The organism is Pontixanthobacter luteolus (assembly GCF_009828095.1).
Lineage (GTDB): Bacteria > Pseudomonadota > Alphaproteobacteria > Sphingomonadales > Sphingomonadaceae > Pontixanthobacter > Pontixanthobacter luteolus.
In genome coordinates, this window is record NZ_WTYP01000002.1 from 1,011,900 (window position 1) to 1,037,528 (window position 25,629).

At 59.9% G+C, this 25,629-nt stretch carries 24 protein-coding genes and 1 tRNA gene; 13 read left to right on the forward strand and 12 right to left on the reverse strand.

Annotation, left to right across the window (positions count from 1 at the left end; genetic code table 11):
- Nucleotides 1–15: 15 nt before the first annotated feature.
- Genes GRI43_RS13260 through GRI43_RS13280 form a run of 5 tightly spaced genes read right to left on the reverse strand, consistent with a single transcriptional unit; the run spans nucleotide 16 to nucleotide 4,634 of the window.
- Complete coding sequence (locus tag GRI43_RS13260) at nucleotides 16–765, reverse strand: VIT1/CCC1 transporter family protein (protein WP_160731552.1); 750 nt, start codon at nucleotides 763–765, stop codon at nucleotides 16–18.
- A 4-nt stretch (nucleotides 766–769) separates the two neighbouring features.
- Entirely contained in the window at nucleotides 770–1,615 is an 846-nt protein-coding gene (gene fghA / locus GRI43_RS13265; RefSeq protein WP_160731553.1) for an S-formylglutathione hydrolase, read from the reverse strand.
- A 12-nt stretch (nucleotides 1,616–1,627) separates the two neighbouring features.
- Nucleotides 1,628–2,005: a VOC family protein gene (locus tag GRI43_RS13270; RefSeq protein WP_160731554.1), complete on the reverse strand. Its 378-nt coding sequence runs from the start codon at nucleotides 2,003–2,005 to the stop codon at nucleotides 1,628–1,630.
- 34 nt (nucleotides 2,006–2,039) lie between these two features.
- Complete coding sequence (locus tag GRI43_RS13275; RefSeq protein WP_160731555.1) at nucleotides 2,040–3,146, reverse strand: S-(hydroxymethyl)glutathione dehydrogenase/class III alcohol dehydrogenase; 1,107 nt, start codon at nucleotides 3,144–3,146, stop codon at nucleotides 2,040–2,042.
- A 57-nt stretch (nucleotides 3,147–3,203) separates the two neighbouring features.
- The gene (locus tag GRI43_RS13280; protein WP_160731556.1) at nucleotides 3,204–4,634 is read right to left on the reverse strand and encodes an NAD-dependent succinate-semialdehyde dehydrogenase; all 1,431 of its coding nucleotides are present in this window, start codon (nucleotides 4,632–4,634) and stop codon (nucleotides 3,204–3,206) included.
- 139 nt (nucleotides 4,635–4,773) lie between these two features.
- On the opposite strand from GRI43_RS13280, the gene GRI43_RS13285 reads away from it, so the two are divergent.
- The 4 genes from GRI43_RS13285 to GRI43_RS13300 all read left to right on the forward strand — a co-directional run bounded on the left by GRI43_RS13285 (nucleotide 4,774) and on the right by GRI43_RS13300 (nucleotide 8,696).
- A complete protein-coding gene (locus tag GRI43_RS13285; RefSeq protein WP_235903765.1) occupies nucleotides 4,774–5,157 on the forward strand; it encodes a hypothetical protein in 384 nt (127 codons plus the stop codon).
- Between the two features lie 59 nt (nucleotides 5,158–5,216).
- Nucleotides 5,217–5,888 carry a glutathione S-transferase family protein gene (locus tag GRI43_RS13290; protein ID WP_160731557.1) on the forward strand — a complete coding sequence of 224 codons (672 nt, stop codon included), beginning with the start codon at nucleotides 5,217–5,219 and terminating at the stop codon, nucleotides 5,886–5,888.
- 66 nt (nucleotides 5,889–5,954) lie between these two features.
- On the forward strand, nucleotides 5,955–6,368 hold the full coding sequence (gene msrB, locus GRI43_RS13295; protein WP_160731558.1) for a peptide-methionine (R)-S-oxide reductase MsrB: 414 nt from the start codon (nucleotides 5,955–5,957) through the stop codon (nucleotides 6,366–6,368).
- A 132-nt stretch (nucleotides 6,369–6,500) separates the two neighbouring features.
- A complete protein-coding gene (locus GRI43_RS13300; RefSeq protein WP_160731559.1) occupies nucleotides 6,501–8,696 on the forward strand; it encodes a transglycosylase domain-containing protein in 2,196 nt (731 codons plus the stop codon).
- A 97-nt stretch (nucleotides 8,697–8,793) separates the two neighbouring features.
- On the opposite strand, the gene GRI43_RS13305 is transcribed toward GRI43_RS13300, so the two are convergent.
- From GRI43_RS13305 to hflK, 3 genes are all read right to left on the reverse strand, one after another.
- Nucleotides 8,794–10,356, reverse strand: coding sequence for a Do family serine endopeptidase (locus GRI43_RS13305; protein WP_160731560.1), 1,563 nt, complete (start codon nucleotides 10,354–10,356; stop codon nucleotides 8,794–8,796).
- Nucleotides 10,357–10,449: 93 nt separating this feature from the next.
- Nucleotides 10,450–11,298 carry a protease modulator HflC gene (gene hflC, locus GRI43_RS13310; RefSeq protein ID WP_160731561.1) on the reverse strand — a complete coding sequence of 283 codons (849 nt, stop codon included), beginning with the start codon at nucleotides 11,296–11,298 and terminating at the stop codon, nucleotides 10,450–10,452.
- Nucleotide 11,299: 1 nt separating this feature from the next.
- Nucleotides 11,300–12,397 carry a protease modulator HflK gene (gene hflK, locus GRI43_RS13315; protein ID WP_160731562.1) on the reverse strand — a complete coding sequence of 366 codons (1,098 nt, stop codon included), beginning with the start codon at nucleotides 12,395–12,397 and terminating at the stop codon, nucleotides 11,300–11,302.
- 98 nt (nucleotides 12,398–12,495) lie between these two features.
- Between hflK and GRI43_RS13320 the strand changes: the two genes are divergently transcribed.
- The 4 genes from GRI43_RS13320 to GRI43_RS13335 are packed head-to-tail and all read left to right on the forward strand — an operon-like array spanning nucleotide 12,496 to nucleotide 18,274.
- Nucleotides 12,496–13,491 carry an Mrp/NBP35 family ATP-binding protein gene (locus GRI43_RS13320; RefSeq protein WP_276529154.1) on the forward strand — a complete coding sequence of 332 codons (996 nt, stop codon included), beginning with the start codon at nucleotides 12,496–12,498 and terminating at the stop codon, nucleotides 13,489–13,491.
- A gap of 2 nt (nucleotides 13,492–13,493) precedes the next feature.
- A complete protein-coding gene (locus GRI43_RS13325; protein WP_160731563.1) occupies nucleotides 13,494–15,776 on the forward strand; it encodes a xanthine dehydrogenase family protein molybdopterin-binding subunit in 2,283 nt (760 codons plus the stop codon).
- Nucleotides 15,777–15,782: 6 nt separating this feature from the next.
- Entirely contained in the window at nucleotides 15,783–16,811 is a 1,029-nt protein-coding gene (gene hemH / locus GRI43_RS13330; protein WP_160731564.1) for a ferrochelatase, read from the forward strand.
- 41 nt (nucleotides 16,812–16,852) lie between these two features.
- Nucleotides 16,853–18,274, forward strand: a complete 1,422-nt coding sequence (locus GRI43_RS13335) for a cytochrome P450 (protein ID WP_160731565.1) — start codon at nucleotides 16,853–16,855, stop codon at nucleotides 18,272–18,274.
- A gap of 3 nt (nucleotides 18,275–18,277) precedes the next feature.
- Here GRI43_RS13335 and GRI43_RS13340 read toward each other — a convergent pair whose 3' ends face one another.
- The gene (locus GRI43_RS13340) at nucleotides 18,278–18,448 is read right to left on the reverse strand and encodes a DUF1674 domain-containing protein (protein WP_160731566.1); all 171 of its coding nucleotides are present in this window, start codon (nucleotides 18,446–18,448) and stop codon (nucleotides 18,278–18,280) included.
- Between the two features lie 54 nt (nucleotides 18,449–18,502).
- Here GRI43_RS13340 and GRI43_RS13345 point away from each other — a divergent pair, with 54 nt between their 5' ends.
- Nucleotides 18,503–19,735 carry an RsmB/NOP family class I SAM-dependent RNA methyltransferase gene (locus tag GRI43_RS13345; protein WP_160731567.1) on the forward strand — a complete coding sequence of 411 codons (1,233 nt, stop codon included), beginning with the start codon at nucleotides 18,503–18,505 and terminating at the stop codon, nucleotides 19,733–19,735.
- A gap of 3 nt (nucleotides 19,736–19,738) precedes the next feature.
- Here GRI43_RS13345 and msrA read toward each other — a convergent pair whose 3' ends face one another.
- Nucleotides 19,739–20,275 carry a peptide-methionine (S)-S-oxide reductase MsrA gene (gene msrA, locus GRI43_RS13350; RefSeq protein ID WP_160731568.1) on the reverse strand — a complete coding sequence of 179 codons (537 nt, stop codon included), beginning with the start codon at nucleotides 20,273–20,275 and terminating at the stop codon, nucleotides 19,739–19,741.
- A 138-nt stretch (nucleotides 20,276–20,413) separates the two neighbouring features.
- Here msrA and GRI43_RS13355 point away from each other — a divergent pair, with 138 nt between their 5' ends.
- From GRI43_RS13355 to GRI43_RS13370, 4 genes are all read left to right on the forward strand, one after another.
- Nucleotides 20,414–21,289, forward strand: a complete 876-nt coding sequence (locus tag GRI43_RS13355; protein ID WP_160731569.1) for a class I SAM-dependent methyltransferase — start codon at nucleotides 20,414–20,416, stop codon at nucleotides 21,287–21,289.
- 16 nt (nucleotides 21,290–21,305) lie between these two features.
- A complete protein-coding gene (gene aguB, locus GRI43_RS13360) occupies nucleotides 21,306–22,157 on the forward strand; it encodes an N-carbamoylputrescine amidase (protein ID WP_160731570.1) in 852 nt (283 codons plus the stop codon).
- A 25-nt stretch (nucleotides 22,158–22,182) separates the two neighbouring features.
- Nucleotides 22,183–22,671 carry a 2-amino-4-hydroxy-6-hydroxymethyldihydropteridine diphosphokinase gene (gene folK, locus GRI43_RS13365; protein WP_160731571.1) on the forward strand — a complete coding sequence of 163 codons (489 nt, stop codon included), beginning with the start codon at nucleotides 22,183–22,185 and terminating at the stop codon, nucleotides 22,669–22,671.
- A gap of 28 nt (nucleotides 22,672–22,699) precedes the next feature.
- Nucleotides 22,700–22,775 (forward strand) — tRNA-Lys (locus GRI43_RS13370).
- A gap of 64 nt (nucleotides 22,776–22,839) precedes the next feature.
- On the opposite strand, the gene GRI43_RS13375 is transcribed toward GRI43_RS13370, so the two are convergent.
- A complete protein-coding gene (locus GRI43_RS13375; RefSeq protein WP_160731572.1) occupies nucleotides 22,840–24,345 on the reverse strand; it encodes a DUF4403 family protein in 1,506 nt (501 codons plus the stop codon).
- Nucleotides 24,346–24,383: 38 nt separating this feature from the next.
- Nucleotides 24,384–25,601 (reverse strand): acetyl-CoA C-acetyltransferase, encoded by a 1,218-nt coding sequence (locus GRI43_RS13380; RefSeq protein ID WP_160731573.1) that lies wholly within the window; start codon nucleotides 25,599–25,601, stop codon nucleotides 24,384–24,386.
- Between the last annotated feature and the right edge of the window lie 28 nt (nucleotides 25,602–25,629).

Sequence of the window (25,629 nt, forward strand, 5' to 3'; positions counted from 1 at the left end):
CCGTTGCAAAAGCCTCTAGCCCGCAAACATCGAGTGTAGGAAATGACCGGCGGCATAGGCGAGAGCCGCCGCCGCGCCGCCCACGGCAAGTGTTTGCAGTCCGGAGCGCAGCGGCGAGATGCCGACCGCCCAGCCTTTACCGATGCCAAGAATGAAAAAGGTCGCCGCGCCGAGGAGCGTGCTGATCCGGAACATTTCGTCGAACGTTCCGAAGCTGCCGAGGAACGGGATCAGCGGGATCGAACCGCAGAGGGAGAAAGCGACAAAGGTCGTTAGTGCCGCACGTGCCGGTCGCTTGGAAACTTCGCTGAGCCTCAATTCTTCGGCCATCATCGTATCGACCCAGACCTTCCGATCCGCGCTTATGACTGACACGATTTCGTCCAGGGTCGCGCCCTCGAACCCCTTTTGCTCGAAGATTTGCCGGATTTCCGCCATTTCTCCTTCAGGGAATTCGGTGATTTGCCACTCCTCGTCGGATCGGCTCTGGCGCACTTCTTCCTGGCTCGCGCGCGTGCCCAGATAATTGCTCACCGCCATACTGAAGCCATCGGCGATCAGATTGGCAATACCCAGGATGATCACAATTACCGTAGTCAGCTGCCCGCCAGCGCTGCCCGCCACGACCGCGAAGGTGGTGACGACTCCGTCCACACCGCCGAGCATGAAATCGCCCAAGGCGCTTTCGCCGCGCGGGTACCGCAGACGGTTCCGGATGCTTGCCGAAGAATGCTCGCTGACGAGATCACGGTCGCGGCGAGCCATCCCTTCAGCCCTCGTCGCCGTCCTTCAGGCGATCTGCGTGCCAGCCGATGTGGTCTGCCATGAATGTGGAAATGAAATAATAGGAATGGTCGTAGCCATCCTGCATCCGGATTTGCGCGGGGATATCGGCTTTCTTGCAGGCGAGAGCCAGCAAACCGGTTTTCAGCTCGTCCTTCAGGAAATTATCGGCCGTTCCCTGATCCACCAGCAGATCGGGCAGCCGTGCGCCGTCTTCGATCAATGCGCAGGCATCATATTCGCGCCAAGTGTCGCGGTTGCTACCCAGATATCCGCTCAACGCCTTCTCACCCCACGGGCAATTCATCGGACTGACGATCGGGGCAAAGGCACTAACCGATGTGAACCGCCCCGGATTGCGAAGCGCGATTGTCAGCGCCCCGTGCCCGCCCATCGAATGGCCGGTAATCCCTTGCCGTTCCATGTCGGCAGGGAAATTCTTCCCGATCAGCGAAGGAAGTTCGTTCTCGATATAGCTGCGCATGCGAAAGGTTTTTGCCCACGGCGCCTGCATCGCATCGACATAGAACCCGGCGCCCTTGCCGAAATCATACGCGTCATCGTCGGGGATATCCTCGCCGCGAGGTGACGTGTCGGGGGCGACAAAAATGATGCCGCGCTCGGCACAGGCAGCGCGGAATTCGCCCTTTTCCGTGACGTTGGAATGCGTGCAGGTCAGGCCCGACAGATACCAGAGAACGGGCAATTTCGCGCCCAGCTGATGCGGCGGGACAAATACCGAGAAAGTCATCTCGGTGCCGGTTTCGGCGGAGGCATGGGAATAGACCCCTTGCACTCCGCCGAACGCACGGTTTTCAGCGACTGTTTCCATCAGCGCGCGGTCTTAGACACGCATCATGGTGCAGATCTTGTTCCCGGCCGGATCGCGCAGGTATGCAAGGTACAGTTTCATGCCTGCGCCTTCGCGGACGCCCGGCGGATCTTCGATCGCGGTGCCGCCATTAGCGAGGCCTGCCTCATGCCAGGCATCGGCCTGTTCGGTGCTTTCCACGGCGAATCCGATCGTCGAACCGTTACCGCAGCTGGCTGGCTGGCCGTCGATCGGCTTGGTCAGCATGAAAATGCCGTCATTATGCACGTACATTACGCGGCCCTTAGGATCGACCATGCCTTCGCGCCCGCCGAGCGCCTTGAAGCAAGCGTCGTAAAATTTCTTCGAGGCGTCGATATCGTCGGCCCCGAGCATCACATGACTGAACATTCTTCTCTCCTTGGTTATGGTTGGTTTTCTGCGATCAGAATACGACCACGCTGCGGATGCTTTCGCCCGCATGCATGAGGTCGAAACCCTTGTTGATTTCGTCGAGCGTCAGCCGGTGCGTGATCATCGGATCGATTTCGATCTTGCCGTTCATGTACCAGTCGACGATCTTGGGAACATCCGTCCGGCCCTTCGCCCCGCCAAACGCGGTGCCGCGCCAGTTGCGTCCGGTGACAAGCTGGAAGGGGCGGGTCGAAATTTCCTTGCCCGCCTCTGCCACGCCGATGATGATACTCGTGCCCCAGCCCTTGTGACAGCATTCCAGCGCTTCGCGCATCACATCGGTGTTGCCGGTGCAGTCGAAACTGTAATCCGCGCCGCCATCCAACATATTGACGAGATGCTCGACCGTGCTGCCGACTTCGGCCGGGTTGACGAAATCGGTCATCCCGAATTTGCGGCCCCATTCTTCCTTGTCGTTGTTGATGTCGACACCAACGATCCGGTCGGCCCCGGCCATCTTTGCGCCCTGAATCACGTTCAGGCCGATCCCGCCAAGTCCGAAGACGACGACATTGTCGCCCGGCTTAACCTGAGCGGTGTTCACAACCGCGCCAACACCGGTGGTGACCCCGCAGCCGATGTAGCAGCTGGTGTCGAACGGAGCGTCGGTGCGTATCTTGGCAACCGCGATTTCCGGCAAGACCGTAAAGTTCGAGAAGGTCGAGCAGCCCATATAGTGATAGATGGTCTCGCCCTTGTAGCTGAAGCGAGAGGTCCCGTCGGGCATCAGGCCTTTACCCTGCGTTTCGCGGATTGCGCTGCACAGGTTCGTCTTGCCTGACAGGCACATCTTACACTGGCGGCATTCAGGGGTGTATAGAGGGATCACGTGATCGTCCGGTGCGACCGAGGTCACCCCAGCGCCAATTTCCCTTACGATGCCAGCCCCTTCGTGACCCAGCACACTTGGAAACAGGCCCTCGCTATCCAATCCGTCGAGCGTGTAAGCATCGGTGTGGCAAATCCCCGTTGCCATGATTTCAACCAGAACCTCGCCTTCTTTCGGCCCTTCCAGATCGAGTTCGACGATCTCGAGGGGCTTCTTCGCTTCGAATGCTACGGCGGCACGTGTCTTCATGACGGGGAGAATCTCCGATTGATGTTTGGTTGCTTTTCGAGACTGGACGCAGATGCGTCAACCTTCGTGAATGGCCTTGGGTACCATGCAGGCCATTACGCCTTCCCGTCCGTCTTCGCTGCCATACCCCGACCATTTCACCCCGCCGAACGGAGCATCGACTGCGGATACGCCCCCGGTATTGATCGCAAGCATGCCGGCTTCGACCTCCGCAGCAAGACGGCGGCGCCGCGTCGGATCACTCGTCCATGCGTAGGCTGCCAGACCGTAGGGAAGGCGGTTTGCTTCTTCGATCATCGCGTCTTCGCTGCTCATCGGGTTCAATATCGCGACCGGGCCAAAAGGCTCTTCGTTCATGATTTGCGCGTCGGTTGGAACTTCGCTCAGCACGGTTGGCTGGTGGAAGAATCCCTGATTGCCAATGCGTTCACCGCCGGTCATCAGTTTTGCCCCTTTCTCCACCGCGTCGCCGATCTTTTCCTGAATGCCGTCGACGCCGCGTGAATTGGCCATCGGACCCATTTGGGTCCCATCTTCCATTCCGTTGCCAACCTTCAGGGCCTTGGCCCGTTCTACGAACCCGTCACGGAATTTTTCGAACACGCCTTCTTCGATCAGGAAGCGGGTAGGGCTGACACACACCTGACCGGCATTTCGGTATTTGGTGGCGGCCATCGTATCCAGCGCCTGGTCCACATCCGAATCGTTGAACACGAGCACCGGTCCGTGCCCGCCAAGCTCCATCGTGTTGATCTTCAGATCTTCGGCCGCAAGCTTTGCCAGATGCTTGCCTACTGCGGTGGAGCCGGTGAAGGTCAATTTGCGGATGATCTGCGAGCCCAGCAGATGACGGCTCACTTGATCGGGCACGCCGAATACGCATTGGACCGCATCACCCGGTACGCCTGCATCAAGCAGTGCCTGTACAATTGCGATCCCGGATGCGGGGGTCTCTTCGCTCGGCTTTACGATCACGGAACAGCCCGCTGCCAGCGCGCCGCCGATCTTGCGCATCACGTTGAGAGTGGGAAAATTCCACGGCGCGAAACCGGCAACCGGACCCACAGGATGGTATTGCACCTCGACCCGGCTTCCTTCCGGGCGCACCAGCGTCCTGCCGTAGAGGCGCTTGCATTCACCGGCGTAGAATTCGAGCAGCATGGCCGCGTAAATCGTCTCGCCTTTCGCTTCGCCTAGGGGTTTGCCCTGTTCCAGTGTCAGGTGATGGGCAATCTCGCCGGCGCGCTCCTTGATCAGGCCGGCAGCTTTGGTCAGGATCGCGGCACGCTTGTCCGCGGGTGTCTTGCGCCATTCGCGAAAACCCTTTTCCGCGCCTTCCAATGCCCGGTCGAGATCGGCGGCGTTCGCATGCACAAGCCGGCCCAGGATTTCCCCGGTTGCGGGATTGATCACGTCTTCGCTGTCGCGGCCATCGCCGGAGATCTGTTCTCCGCCAACAAGAAGGTGAAGGGCTGGATAGTTGCTCATCTGGTGGATCCTCTTTGCGCGCTAATAGACATTTCTGCAGCCTCACATGGGGCGCAAGGTGCCGCGTTGCGAGCGGTAATCGCATCTGGGCCCTAATTGCGTTGGTGAATATTCATCCTCCGCAGTTTAAGGCCAATGCATGACCACGAAATTTGTTCACGCATTCGCCCTTGTTTCTCTCGTCACGGCGGGATCGTTAACTGCGCAAACGAACGGGGATGATGGTTCGCTGCCGCTCGTGTCGCTTGAGCAGAAGACGGCGCTACGCTGCGCTGCTGCCTTCGCCATTGTCGCCGATGGGCAATCACGCGGAAATGCCGAGGCTTCGAACTGGCCCGCACTGGGCGAAAGAGGGCGAGAGTTCTTTGTCAGGGTAAGCGCGCAAATGATGGACGAGGTTGGCCTGGAGCGTGGTCAGGTCGCAGCGTTGATCCAGCGCGAAGCGCAGGATCTGTGGGACAGTGGCGAAACGCAGCAAGTCATGCCATCGTGCCTGTTGTTGCTTGAAACTTCGGGAATTTAATTCGTTCGCTGATCATTCGGCGTATGGACGCTGACGCGCGCTTGCGGCATTAGGATGCAATGTGGCGTCTCTATCAATTTCCCCTGTGCCCATTCAGCCGCAAGGTCCGCTTGCTACTGAGTGAAAAGGGCGTGGGATATGAACTTTGGCGCGAAAATCCGTGGGATGCCAGCGACGAGTTCTGGGCGCTGAACCCGGCCGGGCGAACCCCGGTCCTGCACGATCCGGAAAAGAAGACGACCCTGTGCGACAGCCGGGCGATCTGCGAATATTTCGAAGAGACCGTCGACCAGTCGCCGATGATCAACGGGACGGTAAAAGAGCGGGCTGAAATTCGCCGTCTGGTGGCGCTGTTCGATGAAAACTTCTTCACCGATGTGACCGGGCCGCTGCTGCAGGAACGGATGAAGAAACGCATCGTGCTGCGTCAGCCGCCGGATTCGCGCCGCCTGCGCGAAGCGATGAAGATGGCGCATGGCCATTTGGACTATATCGACTATCTGATCGACACGCGGCCCTGGCTCGCTGGTTCCCGGATGAGTCTGGCCGATCTGACAGCTGCGGCGCAGATCAGCGTTGCCGATTATCTTGGCGGGATCGATTGGTCGGGCCATGAACAGTCGAAAGGCTGGTATTCTGTATTCAAGAGCCGGCCAAGCTTCCGGCCCTTGCTGAGCGAGCGGATGGAAGTAATCACCCCTCCAGCCCATTACTCGCAGGTCGATGGATAGGCTGACTGCCGGCTGCGGGCTTCTCATATGGCGCGAAATGGCCATATGGAATGAAAAGGAGCATCTATGACCGATCCCAAATCGACCACTGACAGCGAATGGCGTGAAAAGCTGACGCCTGAACAATTCCATGTCCTGCGCGAGAAAGGTACCGAACGGGCCTTTACCGGCGAATATGACAAGCATTTCTCTGAAGGCGAATATTACTGCGCAGGTTGCGGGACGAAGCTGTTTGAAAGCGATGCAAAGTATAACAGCGGTTGCGGCTGGCCGGCATTCACCAAACCTGCCGAGGGCGAGGCGGTGGCTGAACACCGCGACGTGTCGCACGGCATGATCCGTACAGAGGTTACCTGTGCCAAATGCGACGGCCATCTGGGTCATGTTTTCCCTGATGGGCCGCCAGAAGCGGGCGGCCTGCGTTACTGCATCAACAGCGCATCGCTTGATTTCGCAGGCGGGGACAAGGACGGCGATTAAGCTTCCCCTGTTAAACAGGCCGAATCTTCCCCCGTTCACGCCGCGTTACAACTGGCCAATGCAGGCATTTACGGTATGATTGATGGCGCTCGCTATGAATAGACGGGCCCTTGCAGAGGTGGTTTAGGAAGAATGGCCAAACGGGGCAGTCGGCGCGCCGCCAGCGCTAACCGCAAGACAACGGCGCGGAAGCCAGGCAAACAGCCCCTGACCGGGTGGAAGCTTTGGCTCCGCCGTACTTTCCTATGGGGCGCCGCGCTCGCGCTGCTTGGTGTTGCATTCCTTGGGCTGGCCGTCTTTTTCGCGGCCCGGTCGCTTCCGTCCTACAACGAACTGAAAGCGACGCAGAACGCGCAGACTATCATTGTGCGCGCTCGCGATGGCACGGAAATCGTGGAGCTCGGCCCCAGTTTCGGAAAGTGGCTTTCGAGCGAAGAAATTCCGCAGGTGATGAAAGATGCGATGATCTCCGTCGAGGATCGCCGCTACAACAGCCATTTCGGTGTCGACCCGCTTGGCCTTGCCCGTGCGCTGTACGACGCGGCAGCCGGTGACGGGCGCATATCCGCGACATCGACCATCACTCAGCAGCTTGCGCGCAACGTGTTTTTGAACTCGAACCGGACACTTGACCGCAAGATGCGTGAGGCGGTTCTGGCGCTTGCGCTTGAAAGCAAGTTTTCAAAGGAGCAGATCCTCGAGCTGTATCTGAACAAGGTCTATTTTGGCGGCGGCGCATACGGGATCGACAGCGCAAGCCGCAAATTTTTCAGCCATCCGGCGACCAATCTCAGCACGGCAGAGGCGGCGATTATTGCGGGTCTGGTAAAAGCCCCGTCGCGTTATTCCCCCACCGCCGATGTCGATGCGGCTGTCGACCGCGCACAGGTTGTGTTGCGGTTGATGAAGGAACAGGGACGCATCCCGCAAAGCGCCAGCGTCGACCCGTCGGCTGTCAAACTGAAGCAGGATCGCGGGCAGAATTCGGTGCGCTATTTCACCGACTGGGTGCTGCCGCAGCTTGATATCCTGCTGCCCGAAACATTTGAACCGATTGAGGTCTGGACCACGCTGGATGTCGGAATGCAGCGCACAGCCGCCGCCTCCATCAAATCGAACACTCCGGGCGGTGCGCAAGGCGCGCTGGTTTCGCTGGACCGCGATGGTGCAATTCTGGCGATGATCGGCGGCACCGATTACGTCGAAACAAACTACAACCGGGCAACCGATGCCGTGCGCCAGCCGGGTTCGGCCTGGAAACTGTTTGTCTATCTTGCCGCGCTGGAGGCCGGGTACACCCCCGAAGACCGCGTGGTCGATGCGCCGGTCACGATTGATGACTGGAGCCCGCGCAATTCCGGTGGAAGCTATGCCGGTGAAATCAACGTGCGTACGGCTTTCGCCTATTCGAAGAACACTGTGGCTGCGCAGCTGGGCAATGAAGTCGGTTTCGGCACGGTGGCCAGCATGGCCCGCCGTTTCGGGATCACTACTCCGATTTCCACTTTCCCGGCGATGGTTCTGGGCAGTTCGGAGACGCGGGTGATCGACATGACGCGGGCCTTCGCCGCGGTGTCTGCAGGCGGGATGTCAGTTGAACCTTACGGCGTGGTAAAAGTGACCACTGCTGACGGCGAGACTTTGTACGAACATGAAAAGGCGCGCGAGACGCGGCTTGTGCCGGATTACGTTGCCGCAGGAATTACCGATCTGCTGCAAACAGCGGTGAACACCGGTACCGGCAAGGCCGCGCAAATCGGCCGGCCCGTCGCAGGTAAAACCGGCACGACATCCTCCAACAAGGATGGCTGGTTCATCGGGTTTTCCAGCGGGGTTACCACTGGTGTCTGGATGGGCCGCGATGATGCGAAGCGGGTGGGCGGATTGCAGGGCGGCCGCGCACCGGCACAGGCTTTTGCCGCATTCATGCGCTATGCTGTTAAGGACCGTCCTGTCGAAGAATTCAACACGGAGCTGAAGCTTCCCGAATGGCAGCTGGAGCCTGATGACGAATATTACTTCGGCGATCCGGATGACTATTACTACATCGATGAACAAGGCAATCTGATCGAGCCTGGGCGTCCGCAGGAACCGGGTGAACCGGCGTTTTCGATCGAAGGTGAACAGGCACCGCCTCCTCCGCCGCAGGATTTGACAGAGCGCCAGCAAAGGCCGGTCCAGAACGTACCGCCAGCGGTAAGCGAGGACTTCCTTGACCGGGCGACTGGCGGCGGGCGGCGAAAAACCCCGGCCACGCCGCCGCCGCAGCCAGCAACGCGGCCAATCCCGGCACCGCAGCCATCAAGGCAGCCGGCGCCGCAGCAATAGGCCTGCACGCTTTACCTTCAGCGGACACATGAAAAGAAAAGGCCCCGTCCGACAGATCGGACGGGGCCTTTTGCTTTTTACGCTAATCGCGGATCAATCATTTCATACGAACTGCGACATACTGTGCCGGGCGGCCGCGCCGCTGAATGCGCAGCAATACCGCATCGCGGTTCTCTGTCCGGGCCTGATTGACGATACCCTCTAGATCATTGGCGGTGCTGACTGCGTTGTAATTTGCAGTCAGCACGATGTCGCCGCGCTGCAGGCCCTTGCGGGCTGCGTCCGAGTTCGGATCGACGGCAGCGATCACGAGACCTTCGGTGTCGGCACCGACGCCAAGCTGGCGCGCGATCTGTTCGGTCAGCGGGATAACCTGAAGACCGAGGCGTTCCTCGATCACGCCGGAATCGCCAGCATCGGGCATTTCGCTCTCGCTATCCGGATCGAACATTTGCTGGCTGCGAAGTTCTTCCTCACTCGGCCGTTTGCCGATGGTCGCCTGAACCGTGCGGCGGCGGCCATCCCGATACAGTTCAATCGGAATTGTTGTGCCGGGCGCGATGTTCGCGACAAGGAATGACAAGGTCTGTTCGTTTGTGACAGGCTGGTTGTTCACTTCGACAACGATGTCGCCGGCCTTGATGCCTGCCGAATCGGCTGGTTGATCAGGCTGAACCAGTTGCACGATCTCGCCGCGATTGCGTTCAATCCCGAGCGAATCTGCCAGATCGTCATCGACCGGCTGGATACTGACACCCAGATACCCGCGTTCGATGGTCTGGCCTTGCTTGAGCTGCTCGACAATTGGCGCGGCAATTTCTGCAGGGATGGCAAAGCCGATGCCCACGCTGCCGCCCGATGGCGAATAGATGGCATTGTTAATGCCGATCACATTGCCTTTCATATCGAACAGCGGGCCGCCCGAGTTACCCCGATTGATGCTGGCATCGGTCTGGATGTAACGGTCATATGCGCCGCCGCCGGTGTTTCGGAGGACTGAGGAGACGATGCCGCTGGTAACAGTTCCGCCAAGGCCGAACGGGTTGCCGATCGCGATCACCCAGTCGCCGGTGCGGGCCCGTGCAGAATCGCCGAACTTGACGAACGGGAACGGTTCGCTGCGCTGTACCTTCAGCACTGCGAGGTCGGATGCGGCATCATTGCCGACCAATTCGGCCTGATATTCCTTGCCATCCGGCAGCGTGACGGTGATTTCTTCCACCGTTCCGCGCCCGTTTGGGCTCACCACGTGGTTGTTGGTGACGACATAGCCATCAGCTGAAACGAAGAAGCCCGAGCCAAGCGATTGCGCCTCGCGGGTTTGCGGCTGGCGTTGCTGGCCGTTGCGGCGGCCAAACAGATCGGCCAGCGGTGTTCCGGCGAACGGATTGTTATTCACTTCAATCCGTTGACGGGTGGAAATGTTGACCACAGCAGGCTGAAGCTGCTCGGTCAGGTCGGCAAAGCTCGCGGGCGCGCCGGCACTAGGAACGGCGCGCTCAAGCTGCAGGCCCTCGTTCTGGGCCACTTGGGCACCAGCGGGGAAACCACCAAGCAGGGAAATGGCTGCGCCGCTCACCAGCAGCGCGGATGTAACTCCATAGGCATATCGCACAGGCTTCACGTCCTTATCATCCTCTTCATCATTACAGGCATCCATTGACGCCTTTGTTCCTGCTGGTTTGTCGTGAAATGCGCTGAACGTCGTTTGAACGACAGCTGTAGTCATCGACAAACGGTCAATACGGGGCGCTTAACGCCTGCCCCGGAATTGACGCAGGTATTCATTGTCCGGCGACAGGATAATGCTGCTTTCACCGTCGGTGCCCTTGGCGAAGGTCGCATCATAGCTCTGCATGGCGCGGTAGAAATCGTAAAAGCGCGGATCCTTGCCGAAGCTTTCGGCATATTGGCGTGCCGCAGTGGCATCTGCCTCTGCCCGGATAATACGCGCGTCGCGCTGGCCCTGTGCGCGGATCGTTGCCGCTTCGCGTTCACGGTCGGTTTCCATGCGGGTGAAGGCAGATTCCAGCGGAGTGCCTTCGGGCAGGTCGGTCCGTTTGATCCGCACATCGATCACCTGCGCGCCGTAATTGCGCGCCTGTTGGTCCAGATTGTCACGAATGTTGGACATCGCGGTGCCGCGCTCGGCGGTCAGCATGGAGGCAAACGTCCTCCGGCCAAGTTCCTGACGCAGGACCGAGTTCAGGATCGGCTCAAGCTGCGTACGAACCCCGTCGGTCGACCCAGCTCGTTCGACCATGCGCACCGGATCGATGATCCGGAAACGGGCGTAGGCGTTGACGAGCAGGCGCTGCTGATCGCTGGACAGAACCTGCTGATCGGTCATGTCGAGATCGAGAATGCGCTTGTCGACTTCGACCACATTATCGACCAGCGGAATACGGTACCAGACGCCGGCACCGGTCTCGCCAAAGTTCTGATCGGGGCGGAAGCGGTTGACTACGGTAATCGGTTCACCGGCCCGCACGATAACGACCTGCTTGTCCTCTGGCACCACGAACAGGGTGGAGAGGACAGCTGCAATCAGAACCGCGACTGCGATGATGGATAAGCGGTGATTTTCCCAGATAGTCTGCATTTTACTGTCCTTCCGCCGATACGGTCGGCGCGGCCGATCGCTGCTGCGCCCGGCGTTTGATTTCCGGAAGCGGCAGGTAAGTGGTCACGCCCTGCGTTTCGACGACGGTCGTGTCTGTTTCACTGAGCACACGCTCCATTGTCTCGTAATAGAGCCGCTGACGCGTCACTTCGGGTGCGAGGCGGTATTCCTCGTAAACCTTGTCGAAAGCGGTTGTCTCACCTTCCGCGCGGGCAAGGATCTGCTGGGCAGCGGCGCGGGCGCGGTTGCGCGCGGCGTCGGCGTCCTGCTCGGCTGCGGAAACGTCCTTGAACGCCTCCACCACCTTGCTTGGCGGGTCGGTTTTATCGATTTCAACACCCTGCACGGCGATACCCGCCTTGTAGGTATCGAGGATGGCCTGCATCCGGTTCTTTACCCGCTCTTCAATTTCGGCGCGGCCCTGACCGGAGAAAGTCTCGTCCAGCGTTTTTTCTGCGACCGATGCGCGCATCGCTGCTTCAGCAACTTCTTCTACCGTCACGATCGGTTCCGCCAGGCGGAACTTGAACTGGGTCAGGTCCTTGATGTTCCAGCGAATGAGGTAAGACAGGTCGACCAGGTTCTGATCACCAGTCAGGATCAGCTTTTCCGCCTCTCCGCCTGGGATGCGGACTGCGCGGACCTCACTGATGTTCTCGACCTGCACCTGTTCGAACGGCCAAGGCAAAGTCCAGTTCGTTCCCGGACTGAATGTGCGCGAAAACTTGCCCAGAGTGGTTACGACGGCCTGCTCTTTAGGCTGAATGAAATGGAGCGAGGTTGTTCCGACCCATGCGATGACTACTAGCCCGATGATGATCGGTACCCAGCTCTTGCCGCCGGGCCGCTCGGGTAATTTGAAGCCTCCGCCTCCCGGGCCGCCGCCGCCACCTTGGCCGCCGCCGCGACGTTTAAAAATGTCTTCTACATTGGCACTGCGGCGCGGTTCACCACCGCCGCCCGGCAACCAGGGGTTCCGCGGACCTTTCGGTTTTTCCGAACCGGAACTGTTGCCGCCGCCGGAGCTGTCGTCTGAACCGCCTCCGGATGTCCCGCCCCAAGGATTCTTGCCAGCCATCGCCAGCCCGATGTTTTTTGCAAACGTGCCAATTGTGTCCATGCTTTCCTTTATAGGTGTCGATTGTAGGAAAAACAGGGGTTGCGCGCGCGAATTTGATGCTAGGGCAGCACCCGATGGACGAACAGGCATTGAAGGCAAGACTGCCCGGCTCGATTGCAGCCCGGGTGCAGACACTCAAACTTGCAGATGGCAAGGTCACTCTGGTGCTGGAGGCTTCAGGTCTCGATGCGGCCGGACGTGCGGGGCTGGAAGCTGCAGCCAAGGATGTGCTGGGCGCAGCCGACGGCGTTTCCGAAGTGCGCGTTGCGATGGTCGCGGACCGGGCTCCGCCCCCGCCGAAACCGCGCATCATTGCGATCGGTTCGGGCAAGGGTGGGGTCGGCAAGTCGACGCTGACGGCCAATCTTGCGGTTGCTCTTGCGCGCATGGGGCGCAAGGTCGGCGTGGTCGACGCTGACGTTTATGGCCCCTCGCAGCCCACAATCCTCGATACCAAAGGCGGCAAGCCGGAAGCCCGCGATGACAAGCTCGTGCCGGTTCAGAGTCGCCACGGCGTGCCGCTATTGTCGATGGGGCACCTGGTTGAACCTGGAAAGGCGCTTGCCTGGCGCGGGCCGATGGCCGGAAATGCGATGGCGCAGCTGGTCGATGCGCACTGGGGCGATACCGAATTGTTGCTGATCGATCTTCCGCCGGGAACCGGGGATGTACAGCTGACCATGCTGCAGAAATTCAAACCGGAAGGCGCTGTCATCGTTTCGACGCCGCAGGATCTGGCGCTGATCGATGCACAGCGTGCGGCCAATCTGTTCGATTCGGGCAAGGTGCCGATAATCGGGCTGGTAGAAAACATGTCCGGATATGCGTGCCCGCATTGTGGTGAAGTAAGCGACCCGTTCGGGCGCGGCGGGGTGGAAACCGCTGCGGAGGGAACGGGCATTCCTTTCCTAGGCCGCATTCCTCTGGCCCTTGAAATTCGCAAGGCGAGCGATGCCGGTGCGCCGAATACATCAGGTGACGGCGAAGAGGCTGAAGCTTTCTCGGCGATCGCGGCAAAGCTCGCGAGCTGGATCGACAGGGAGGCTGTCTGACCATGGCAATCAGCCGCCGGGGGGTGCTTGTCGGCGCCGCAGTCGGCGGCGGCTTGCTGGTTGCATGGGGTCTTCGTCCGCGCACCTTCCCGACCCCGCTTAGCCCGGGGCGGGGCGAACAGGTTTTCGGTGCGTGGCTGAAAGTAGCCCGGGACGGGGTCGTTACCGTCGCTGTTCCACAGACTGAGATGGGGCAAGGTGTTACCACCATTTTGCCGCAGATCATCGCCATCGAGCTAGGTGCCGACTGGCGCCAGATCGCAGTTGAACCCGCCCCGGTAAGCGGTGCCTATGCCAACATCCCGCTTGCCGCCAAATGGGCTGCATTGTGGACGCCGACGTTCGCCGATCTTGCGGATGAGCCGGGCGACATGCTGGCTGAACGCTACGCCCAGATCACCCGGTTTTCGGCGACTGCAGACGGGACTTCTCTAGCCGCTTACGAAATGGCCTGCCGCAATGCAGCAGCTTCGGCGCGGACTGTTTTCATAGAGGAGGCGGCAGAGCGCTGGGGGATTGGTGTCGAGGAATGCGATACAGCAGCCGGCTTTGTCATCGCCGGTGATCGGCGGCTTTCCTTTGGCGAACTGGCCGATGGAGCGGCACAGCGAGACGCCCCCGATATTCCCGTGCTGCGCCCCGGTGTTATTGCTGAGCAGCCATTGCCCGGTTCCGAATTGGCGGAGCCGGAGTATCCCCGGCTTGATCTGCCGTCGAAGGTCGACGGAACACATCTGTTCGCAGCGGATGTGCGCCTGCCAGACATGGTTTATGCCGCAATCAAGCACGGGCCGCTCGACCGTGCGGAACTTACCGAATTCGACATTGGACCGGCGGAGGCCAATCCGCGGGTCGTGAATGTCGTGAAAGGGAAGCGGTGGCTGGCCGCCGTTGCAACCGACTGGTGGACTGCGGACAAGGTGGTCGAAGCTATGCAGCCACGCTTTTCGGTGGAGGGTATCGCCGAAAGTTATCGCGGGCAGGAAGCGCTGAACGATGCCGCGCGGAGCGGCGCGGGCTTCCGGATCGCAGTGCGCGGTGACGGGGTTTCAATCGACGATCCGGACTTCGCCCGGCGCTATCACGTGGCGCCAGCGCTGCATGCGGCGCTGGAAACCGCCAGCGCCACGGCCCGCTATGCCGATGGCCGTCTGGAAATCTGGATCGCCAGCCAGGCTCCCGAAAGGGCGCGCAGGGCCGCCGCGCAGGCGATCGGCCTGTCGCTGGAGGACGTGATCCTTTACCCTATGCCTGCCGGGGGCAGTTTCGACCGCCGGCTGGAGCATGATCATGCGGTGGAAATCGCGCTGATCGCCCGCGAGGTGTCGCTCGAACGGCCCCGCCCGGTGCAATTGGTATGGTCGCGCTGGCAGGAACATCTGGCCGGCATCCCCAGAACACCGGCAGTCGGCCTGCTGTGGGCGGATTTCAAAGACGGCTCCAGCGGGCAGTTGAGCGCGCTGCACAGCCGTATCGCAGCGCCGCCTTCCGCTCTCGAATTCGGCCAGCGGTTGTTTGAAAACAAGACCCGGTGGGCTGCGCGTGAGGCGGTGTCGGGCAAAGCTGATCCGCTGACCGTGGAAGGGGCGATGCCGCCCTATGGCATACCCAGTGTGGTGGTCGAGCACGTACCCACCGATATTGGCATTTCCACTGCGCGCATGCGGGGCAATGCCCACGGATATACTGCTTTCTTTACCGAGAGCTTCATCGACGAAGCGGCCGCAATGTTCGGGCGCGAGCCGCTGTCTTACCGGATTGAAATGCTGGGCGACGACGTGCGGCTTGTTACCTGCCTTCAGGCGGCGGCGCGGCTGGCCGAATGGGACGGCGGGCGCGACCAGAGCGGGCAGGGGCTGGCCTGCCACCGGATGGGTTCGAAAGAAACCGGCGGCCGGATTGCTTGCATTGCGACCGCCCGGCTCGATACAGGCGGGGTCAGGGTTTCGAAGCTGAGCGCGGCGGTTGATATTGGCCGGATCGTCAATCTCGACATCGCGCGTCAGCAGATAGAAGGCGGATTGATCTTCGGTCTTTCCATGGCGCTGGGCGCAAGTACAGAATATGCGCGGGGATTGCCGACCACTCAGGGACTGCGCGATCTGAACCTGCCAAGGCTTGCCGAATGTCCTGAAATCGAAGTCGAATTCGTCCCCAGTTCGGCGGAACCGTTCGATCCCGGGGAACTTGGGGCCGCCGTATGCGCTCCTGCTGTGGCGAATGCTCTTTTTTCTGCCACCGGGCTGCGGTTCCGCAACCTGCCTCTGTTTTCCGAAGGATTCTGATTTTCAATGACCTGGCAACCGCAACATCTACCCGCCGATCACCCAGCAGTGCACAGCGGAAATGTAGGGGTGCTGGTGGTCAATTTGGGAACACCAGAAGCGCCCACGCCCAAAGCGGTGAAGAAATATCTCGCAGAATTCCTGTCCGACCGGCGCGTTGTCGAAATTCCGCCAATCGCGTGGCAGCCGATCCTGCGGGGTATCATCCTGAATACACGGCCCAAGAAATCGGCCCATGCCTACAGCCAGGTCTGGACCGAAGACGGCTCTCCTCTGGCGAACATAACGAAGGCGCAGGCCGAAGGGTTGCAGCTCCGGCTGGGCAGCGGGGTGAAAGTTGCCTGGGCCATGCGCTATGGCAAGCCGACTATCGCCGACCAATTGCAACATTTGATGGATGCTGGCTGCGATCGCATTCTGCTTGCGCCGCTTTACCCGCAATATTCCGGGGCGACGACCGCGACGGTGGTCGACAAGGCGGCGGACAAGCTGAAGGCAATGCGCTGGCAAACATCGCTGCGCACCTTGCCCCCTTACCATGACGATCCGGCCTATATCACCGCGTTGGCGAGCGATATCGGCAGACAGATCGACACGCTGGATTTCGATCCTGAAGTGCTCCTGCTCAGCTTTCACGGGATGCCGCAGCGCACGCTTGAGCTAGGTGATCCCTATCACTGCCATTGCCGCAAGACCGCACGGCTGCTGGAAGAAGCGATGGGCCCGCAGCGGCAAGGCCTGCGTTTCGAAACCAGTTTTCAGTCCCGCTTCGGACCGGCCAAGTGGCTGGAGCCGGCGACAGACGACACGCTGGAACGGCTCGCTGGCGAAGGCGTAAAGCGCGTCGCGATCGCGGCGCCGGGATTTTCCGCAGATTGCCTCGAGACGCTGGAAGAGCTGGCGATCCAGGGCAAGGAACAATTCGAGGAGGCCGGCGGTGAGCATTTAGCCGCGCTTGCCTGCCTCAACACGAGCGATGCCGGGATGGACATGCTGGAACATATCATCCGCCGTGAATTGTCGGGCTGGACTTGAAGTAGGGTTTTACTTACACTTTTGTCAGTAAGGAGACCCCCATGGCTACACTGGCAGAAAAAACCGAGACCGTTTCCGCACCGCACGATGCATCTTTTGCGCCGCGGCACTGGACCGATCGCCTGCCAGATGGCGCACTGGATCATATCCCGGGCGATGCGGGCTGGCCGATGGTTGGCAACACTTTCAAGATGTTGGCCGACCCGCCAAAGTTCGCTCGCGAAATGATCGAGCGGTTTGGGCGAGTTTACAAGAACAAGGCGTTTGGCGGCTGGCAGGTTGCACTGGTCGGCGCGGAAGCAAACGAGCTGATGCTGTTCGACCGCAACAAGGTATTTTCGTCCGAACAGGGATGGGGCCCAGTCCTCGACAAGCTGTTTCCCCGCGGGCTCATGCTGATTGATTTCGATCACCACCGGGCTGACCGGCGGGCATTGTCGATTGCGTTCAAGCCGGGCCCGATGCGGCATTACTCAGGTTCACTCAATCGCGGGATTGCGCAGGAAGTGGACAGCTGGGCAGACCAGCCGATGAAGTTCTATCCGGCGATCAAGAAGCTGACACTGGATCTGGCCGCTGACAGTTTCATCGGTATCGAATGGGGCCCGGAAGCAGACAAGATCAACGAGGCGTTCGTCTATATGGTTCAGGCGTCGGTTGCGCCGATCCGCAAGCCTCTGCCCTTTACCTTGATGCGCAAGGGCGTGAAGGGGCGCGAATTCCTGGTCGATTATTTCACCAAGGAAACGCTGCGCCGCCGGAAAGAAGGCGGCGGGCAGGATATGTTCAGTCAGTTCGCTACAGCCACGCGTGAAGACGGCGAATTGTTGCCCGTCGACGAAGTTGTCGACCACATGAATTTCCTGATGATGGCGGCACATGACACCATCACTTCCAGCGCCACGTCGCTCATATATCTGCTTGCCCGGCACCCTGAATGGCAGGACAAGTTGCGCCAGGAAATTCTTGCAGTAACCGGCGGTCTGGATGCGAATGGTAAGCCGCGCGATCTGGCATATGAGGATCTGGGCAAGCTTGAGCTGACCGAAATGGCGTTCAAGGAAGCGTTGCGGATGATCCCGCCGGTCCCGTCAATGCCGCGCAGGGCGCTGAAAGATTTCGAATATGGCGGGTACACTATCCCTGCCGGCACGCAGGTGGGCATCAATATCGCGATGGTCCACCAGATGGAGGAATATTGGGACGAACCGGAAAAGTTCGATCCGATGCGCTTCACCCCTGAACAGGTTAAGGCGCGCCATAAATATGCGTGGGTACCGTTTGGCGGCGGAGCCCACATGTGCCTCGGCCTGCACTTCGCCTATATGCAGGTGAAGATCCTGATGGCGCATTTGCTGACGCGCTATTCGATAGAGATCGAGGAAGGTTACGACCCCGAGTGGAAACCGTGGCCCATACCGCAGCCAAAAGACGGGCTGAACGTCACTTTCAAATCGCTCTAGCGATCAGAAATCCCAGGCGATGCCGTCTTTTTCCCAATCGCCGTAGCGGGTAGGGCTAAGTTCGCGCGGTTCGTCTTTCTTCGGGTCTACTGCCTTCGGCTCAGGCACTGGTTCGTTGGTCCAGTGCTTGGGCTTTTCGAAAGTCTTGGCGGCTTTGGATTTCTCTTTCGTCATACTTGTATAACGCATGGGGTGGCGGTTGGTTTCAAGCGCGACTAAGGCAGCCGTATGGCTGACATTCCCGGACTTCCCGCGCGCCGCGCTGCGCTTCAGATGATCGATGCGGTGCTGCATCGCGGTGAGACGCTCGAAAATGCAGAGCGCAACGCGACGCGCAGTATTCGCGGCCCAGCAGACAAGGCATTGTCGCGCGCGATTGCAGGCGAAACGCTCCGCTGGCTGGTCGATCTCGACGGCCTCATCGACAGTGCAACCAAGAAAAACCTGCCGCATGATGCGAAGCCCCGCTCCGTCCTGCGCCTGATGCTGGCGCAGTGGTTGCGGCTGGATACGCCCCCTCATGCGGTAATCGCGACGGGACTTCCCCTGCTTGCGGGTGGTCCGCGCAGGCTTGCACACGGGGTGTTTTCGACACTGACGAAGCAAGAAATTACGCTCCCCGATGCACCCACCCTGCCGGACGATGTGGCAGAGCGGTGGGGTGAGCGTGCTTCAGCGATTGCATCGGGCCTGATCGTCCCGCCGCCGCTCGACTTGGCGCTGAAAAATTGGGACGAAACCGCGGAACGTGCCGCCGCGATGGGCGGGATCAGCCTCGCGCCCGGCCATATCCGTCTGCCCAGAGGCACGCCGATTGATCAATTGCCCGGATTTGGCGACGGTGATTGGTGGGTACAGGATTTCGCCGCTTCGCTGCCTGCACGTTTGCTGGGGCGAGGTGAAGGCAAGCGGGTGCTCGATTTGTGTTCCGCGCCGGGCGGAAAGACGCTGCAACTGGCTGCGGCTGGCTGGCGGGTCACTTCGCTCGACATCAGCGAACGCCGCCTGGAAAAAGTCAGGCAGAACCTGAAGCGCACCGGGCTGGAAGCTGAAGTGATAAAGGCGAACGCGCTGACGTGGCAGCCTGCCAAACAATTCGATGCCATCCTGCTCGACGCACCTTGCACTGCAACCGGCACATGCCGCCGCCACCCGGATGTGGTTCACCGGATCGGGGACAGGCAGATCGAGGAAATGGCTGAACTGCAGAATGCGCTATTGGAGCGGGCGGCCGGCTGGCTGCCCGATGGCAGCACTCTCGTCTATGCGGTGTGCTCTCTGGAAAGCGCGGAGGGTGCGGCGCAGGCAGACAGTGTCGGCCTGACCGCGCAGCCAGTTACCGCTGACGAATTACCCGCCGATTTGCAGCCGACCGAAGATGGCTGGCTGCGCACTGATCCGGGAATGCTGCGCGATGAAGGCGGCCTGGACGGTTTCTTTGTCGCGCGCTGGCGGAAATAACGCTCAGGCCTTTACCTTGTCCTGAAAGCTCTTGCGCAGCTTCATGATCTTGGGCGGGATCACGGCGAGGCAATAGGGGTTCTGCTTCCCTTCACCTTCCCAGTATTCCTGATGGTAATCCTCTGCCGGATACCATTTTGCCGGCCCCTCGATCGTCGTCACGACCTTGCCGCCGTGATCGTCGTTGGCGCGTCCAATCGCGGCTTCGGCTTCGGCGCGTTGGGCATCGTCCAACGGGAAGATCGCGCTGCGGTACTGGGTGCCGACATCGTTGCCCTGACGGTTGAGCTGGGTTGGATCATGCGTTCCCAGAAACACGTCGAGGATTTCGGCGTGAGAGATCACATCGGGATCATACGTGACGCGGATCGCCTCTGCGTGGCCGGTGGTGCCGCTGCACACCTGCTTGTAGGTCGGATTCTCCACCGTACCGCCGATATAGCCGCTCTCCACCTCGGTGACGCCGATCACGTCGCGGAAGACCGCCTCTGTGCACCAGAAGCATCCACCTGCGATGATTGCCTGCTCGCTGTTTGCCATGTCGCTGTCTTTCCATTGTCCAGTGGTGAGGGGGCATTGTTGGAACACAGATAGGAACCGGGTGTTCCATTGTCATCGCCTCAAACGAGTTTAGAGTGCGGCACCGCGATACACTTATCATCCCCGGAGAGAGAAATTATGCGTTCAATCATGCTTGCCACTGCAGCCGCTGCCTTTGCCATTGCGGCACCGGCGAATGCCGATCACCACGCATCGGGGGATCACCCGGCTGATCATGGGGCGAAAGATCACGCCATGAACATGCCGCTGATGGAAGTCCTGGCAAGCGAAACACGGGCCGAAGACTTTGGCCGGGATCAGTACCGCAATCCCATGGAGACACTCGGATTCTTCCAGGTAGAGCCGCAGCACACAGTAGTTGAATATGGGCCCGGCGGCGGCTGGTATACCCGCGTGCTTGCCCCCTATGTTGCAGGAACCGGTCAGTATATCGCTGTAGACGGCGACACCGACCAACGCAGTTTCCGCGATGCAGAAGCCGAGGCGCAAAGCAGGAGCTGGCCGCAGCGTTTCCCTGGCATCGCCGCAGGATGGACGGGCGTGGATGCAGCAAAAATCATGGCTTTCGAAAGCGACGAATTGCCGGAAGGCATCGCCGGCAATGTCGACCGCGTGCTAATATTCCGCTCCATGCACGGTCTGCTCAACGGTAACCGCGCCGATTCCGAACTGCGCAATATCCGTGCCATGCTCGCGGATGACGGGTTGGTTGGTGTGGTCCAGCACCGCGCAAAAGCTGATCAGCCGTACGAGATGGCGATGGGTACGCGTGGATATCTGCGGCAGGACGACGTGATCGCGCTGTTCAAGGCGTTTGGCTTCGAACTTGTCGATACGTCTGAGGTGAACGCGAACGCGGCTGACCCGGCAGATTGGGAAGGCGGCGTTTGGACCCTCCCTCCCGTCCTGCGTTATGGAGATCAGGACCGGGCTAAATACACAGCTGTCGGCGAATCTGACCGCATGACACTGCTGTTCAAGAAAGCAGACTGAGTTTAAGGGCGGCAGCATGACTGAAATCACCGTTGCCGCCCTTCAACTATCGCTCGGTTCCGATGACGAGAGCGAAAATATCGACGCCGTTAGCCAGCTGATTGAAAACGCAGCAGAGCAGGGCGCGCAGATTATCCTGCCGCCGGAGCTTTTTTCCGGCCCGTATTTCTGCCGTGAAGAAGACGAGGCTTTGTTTTCGCTCGCGCGGCCTACGCTGGAACATCCTTCCGTGATTGCGATGACCCGCCTCGCCAAGAAGCTGGGCGTGGCGATACCGGTGAGCTTTTTCGAACGCGATGGACACCATTATTACAACACGATCGCAATGGTCGGCAGCGATGGTGAAATCATGGGCACTTATCGCAAAAGCCACATCCCCGACGGCCCGGGATATGAAGAAAAATTCTATTTCCGGCCCGGGAATGACGGTTTCAAGGTCTGGGACGTTTGCGGCACCAAAATCGGCGTCGGGATATGCTGGGACCAGTGGTATCCGGAATGCGCGCGGGCGATGGCATTGCTAGGCGCGGAACTGCTTTTCTATCCCACTGCCATCGGATCGGAACCCTACGACGCCGAATTCGACACCAGCCGGATGTGGCGCCGCGCAATGCAAGGACATTCGGTGTCGAATTGCATGCCGGTTATCGCCGCAAACAGAATCGGGAAAGAAGGCGGCCAGAGCTTTTACGGTCACAGCTTCATCACAAATGAATGGGGTGACCTGATCGCTGAATTCGGAGCGGCTGAGGAAGGCGTGTTGGTGGCCACTCTGGACCTCGCCCTTGCGGCGCGTCACCGCGCTGGAATGGGTTTTTTCAGGGATCGCCGGCCGCAGCTCTACGGCAGGCTTTGCGAAGACATCTGATTTCAGGCGGGGCGGGACAATACCTTTGACCCATCGGTATCTTATCGGCCTTGGGTCGAACATCCCTCATCCCGTCTATGGAAAGCCCGCGCAGGTTGTCCGTGCGGCGTTCGGAGAGATTGATAAATTGGGCAGTCTGGAGATGGCATCGCCAGTTATTGGCAGCGCTCCGCTTGGTCCGTCACGGCGGCGCTATGCAAATGCCGCTGCGATGATCGAGAGCAGCGAGGCACCCTCATCATTGTTGAGACAGCTCAAAAAGATCGAACGCGCATTCGGTGTGCGCCGCGGAGGCCGCTGGCAGGCACGGGTGCTGGATCTCGATATCATCATGTGGAGCGGCGGTATCTGGGCGTCATCGACTCTGGCCATACCGCACCCGCATTTCCGGCAGCGAGCCTTCGTATTGGGCCCGGCATCGGCCATCGCCCCCCTGTGGCGAGACCCGATTTCATCTTTATCGCTCAGACAACTCAATGCCCGCTTGACCAAGCCGCGCCCCACCACTAGGTGACGCCTCCGGTATCGACGCCACAAAGTGTGGGCCCTTAGCTCAGTCGGTAGAGCAACTGACTTTTAATCAGTAGGTCGCTGGTTCGAACCCAGCAGGGCTCACCACCTATCCCCAAATTCGATTGCAACCCCTTTGGGGGGCTGTGCGCTTGTAAGCCCGGCTGCGGCTCTAGAGTTCGTTCATGGCGAAGCGGGCTTCACCCGATGCCGCAAGCGGCATAAACAGGCCTTTGCTTGTCGGTATGATCTGGCCGTGTTCGACCGCGTTAACGGCAAGGCTCAACCGGGATTTGCCAATGGCGACTGATTCCAGGCCCTTTTTCGCCTTGGCCAGAACATCTTCGTAATCCGACTGAAAATCCTCGACCAGAGCGCGCTCGATTTCCGATGTCACTTCTTCAGTGCTCATAACCCGCAGCAGCAGGTCGCCTGAAAGGCTATCCATATTGCCGTAGACTTCCAGCTTGTCGAAGGAGAGCACTTCGCTTCCTTTCCGGGTGATAGGCTTGGCGGTAAGCCAGATTTCGCCCTTGCCGCGTTTCCACAGTTCGCCCGTCCTTTCGCCAATCGGCTGGACCTCCGCCTCGATGCCGACAGCGATGCGCCCACCGCTGGTGGGATACAGAGTGACCTTGCGAAACTTTGCTTCGATGCTCCCCAGTCCGTCTCTTTTGAGCCCGTCTTTCGCGAGATTTTGCAGCGCGCGCAGGATCACAGGTTCCAATTCGGCATAATCGGCGAAGACAGGGATGTTGGCCCGAAAGCCGGATCCGAGTTTGATCGCTGCATTCTTGCCGAGCGGGGTTGGGGTGGGCGTGTCCGGCTTTTCCCCCACCAGAATTTGCGTGTCAGCCTGCAGCATTACCCGTGTCGACATGCGGCCGCCCTGCACGCGGAATGCGCCAACCCCGACTTGCTGCGGTTCCAGTCGCAGCCAGACTGGCGGATTTTCCTGATTGAGCGATTCGACCATAAATCCCTGCTTCCAGAGACGCGCGACCTGTGATTTTATATCCAGCGCTTCAATCTGACGCTCGAGGTTGCGCTCGATCCGTTCGATGATCGGTTTCAGTTCCTTGTCCGCTTCGCTGGTGAAACGGATCCGCTGGCCGAGGAAATCGATGCCAGGCTCTTTCGACCAGCGATAGGACATCTCGACATCCGAACCCGCCTGCCAGTTTTCACTTACCAGGAAGCGCGCGCTCACTTCGATGAACGCCCGGCCAGTCGCGGTCTCCCGCTTGATGATCCCGCCCACATCCTCGGCACGGACGATGGCATCGACCGGGAACCGGGCCACTATCCGGTCACCGCGCCCCGTCACCGATACCTGTCCCCGCTTTACCGACCCTCGCAAGGTGCACCCGATTTTTGGTGTTTTGGTAATATCCTGACCAAGGATGCTGATCTGTTTTCGGGGGACGCATTCATCCAGTTTGCGGTCTATCGACCAAAGCTGCCTGGGGATGTCCTGTTCGAGGCCGCGCTGGATAGTCCTGAGCGGAATGCCGACAGAGGTGACGAGAACCGATTCCTCATGCACATTTGGCGGTGCTGCACCTTCGCGAACCGGCACCGGATAGTCGGTGATCGGCACTTTGATAAACAGGAAGTATGCTGCCACGCCAAGCGCAGCCGCAAGCAATACCGCGCCGCCGACAATCAGCCGCCGCATCGATTCAGTTCCAGGTCCAGTGCAGCACGCTCAGCATGTCAGCTGTGGCGTTCAAAAATTGCCGACAGACCCTGTCCGCCGCCGATGCACATTGTTTCGACACCGTACCGGGCAGTGCGGCGTTCCATTTCTCGCAGCAGGGTCGCGAGAATTCGTCCACCGGTTGCGCCAACCGGATGCCCCAGTGAAATGCCTGATCCGTGGGGGTTCAGACGGTCATCATCGGGCGCAACGCCCCATTCTTTCAGCACCGCCAGAACCTGCGCCGAAAATGCTTCGTTCAGCTCGATCAGGTCGATATCGGACCAGCCGAGGCCGGCGCGGTCCAGCGCCTTTTCAGTTGCAGGGACCGGGCCGATGCCCATCACTTCCGGCCCGACGCCGGCGACTGCCCAGCTTTTCAACGAGGCGAATGGTTTCAATCCGTGCCTGTCAGCCATCGCGCGGGTGCAAACGATGGCAGCCGAACCGCCATCGTTCTGACCGCTCGCATTCCCTGCCGTCACCGTCGCACCGTCCATCGACCGGGCGAGTATCGGCTTCAGTGCGCCAAGCTTGTCCATGCTGATGTCGGCGCGCGGATGTTCATCGCGGTCGAGCGTCAGTTCGCCCTTCTTGCGGTCGTGAACGGTGACCGGAACAATCTCATCATCGAAGATTCCGTTTTCTTGTGCAGCAAGCGCTTTCTGATGCGAATTGAAGGCGAATTCGTCCTGCAGCTCACGCGGGATGGAGTGTTTGACCCGCAGGTTTTCCGCAGTTTCCAGCATCCCGCCAGGAACAGGGAAGTTTTTGCCCCCGGCGGTCAGCCTGCCGCGCTGGAGGCCGTCTTTCATTTCGAAATTGCCCTGCTGACCCCAGCGAATGTCGTGAGTGTAAAACTGCGCATTGCTCATCGATTCAGCGCCGCCCACTATCACCAGGTCGCCGCCGCCCGTGGCCACGGTCATCACCCCGAAAATGATCGCCTGCAGTCCGGAACCGCACCGGCGGTCAATCTGCATGCCCGGGGTGGTGATCGGCAGGCCGGAATCGAGTGCGACAACACGCCCGAGTGCGGGCGCTTCCATCGTAGGATAGCACTGCGCGAAAATCACATCGTCGACTGCATCGCCGGGCAGCTTTGTGCGTTCCAGCAAACCGGCGACCGCTGCGACACCCAGTTCATGCGCCTGTTTGGACCGGTACATTCCGCCAAATCCGCCAACCGCTGTGCGCACAGGTTCGCAGATTACAATGTCGCTAAGATCGGGCATCGGATACTCCTGAATTGTCTTGGCCCTG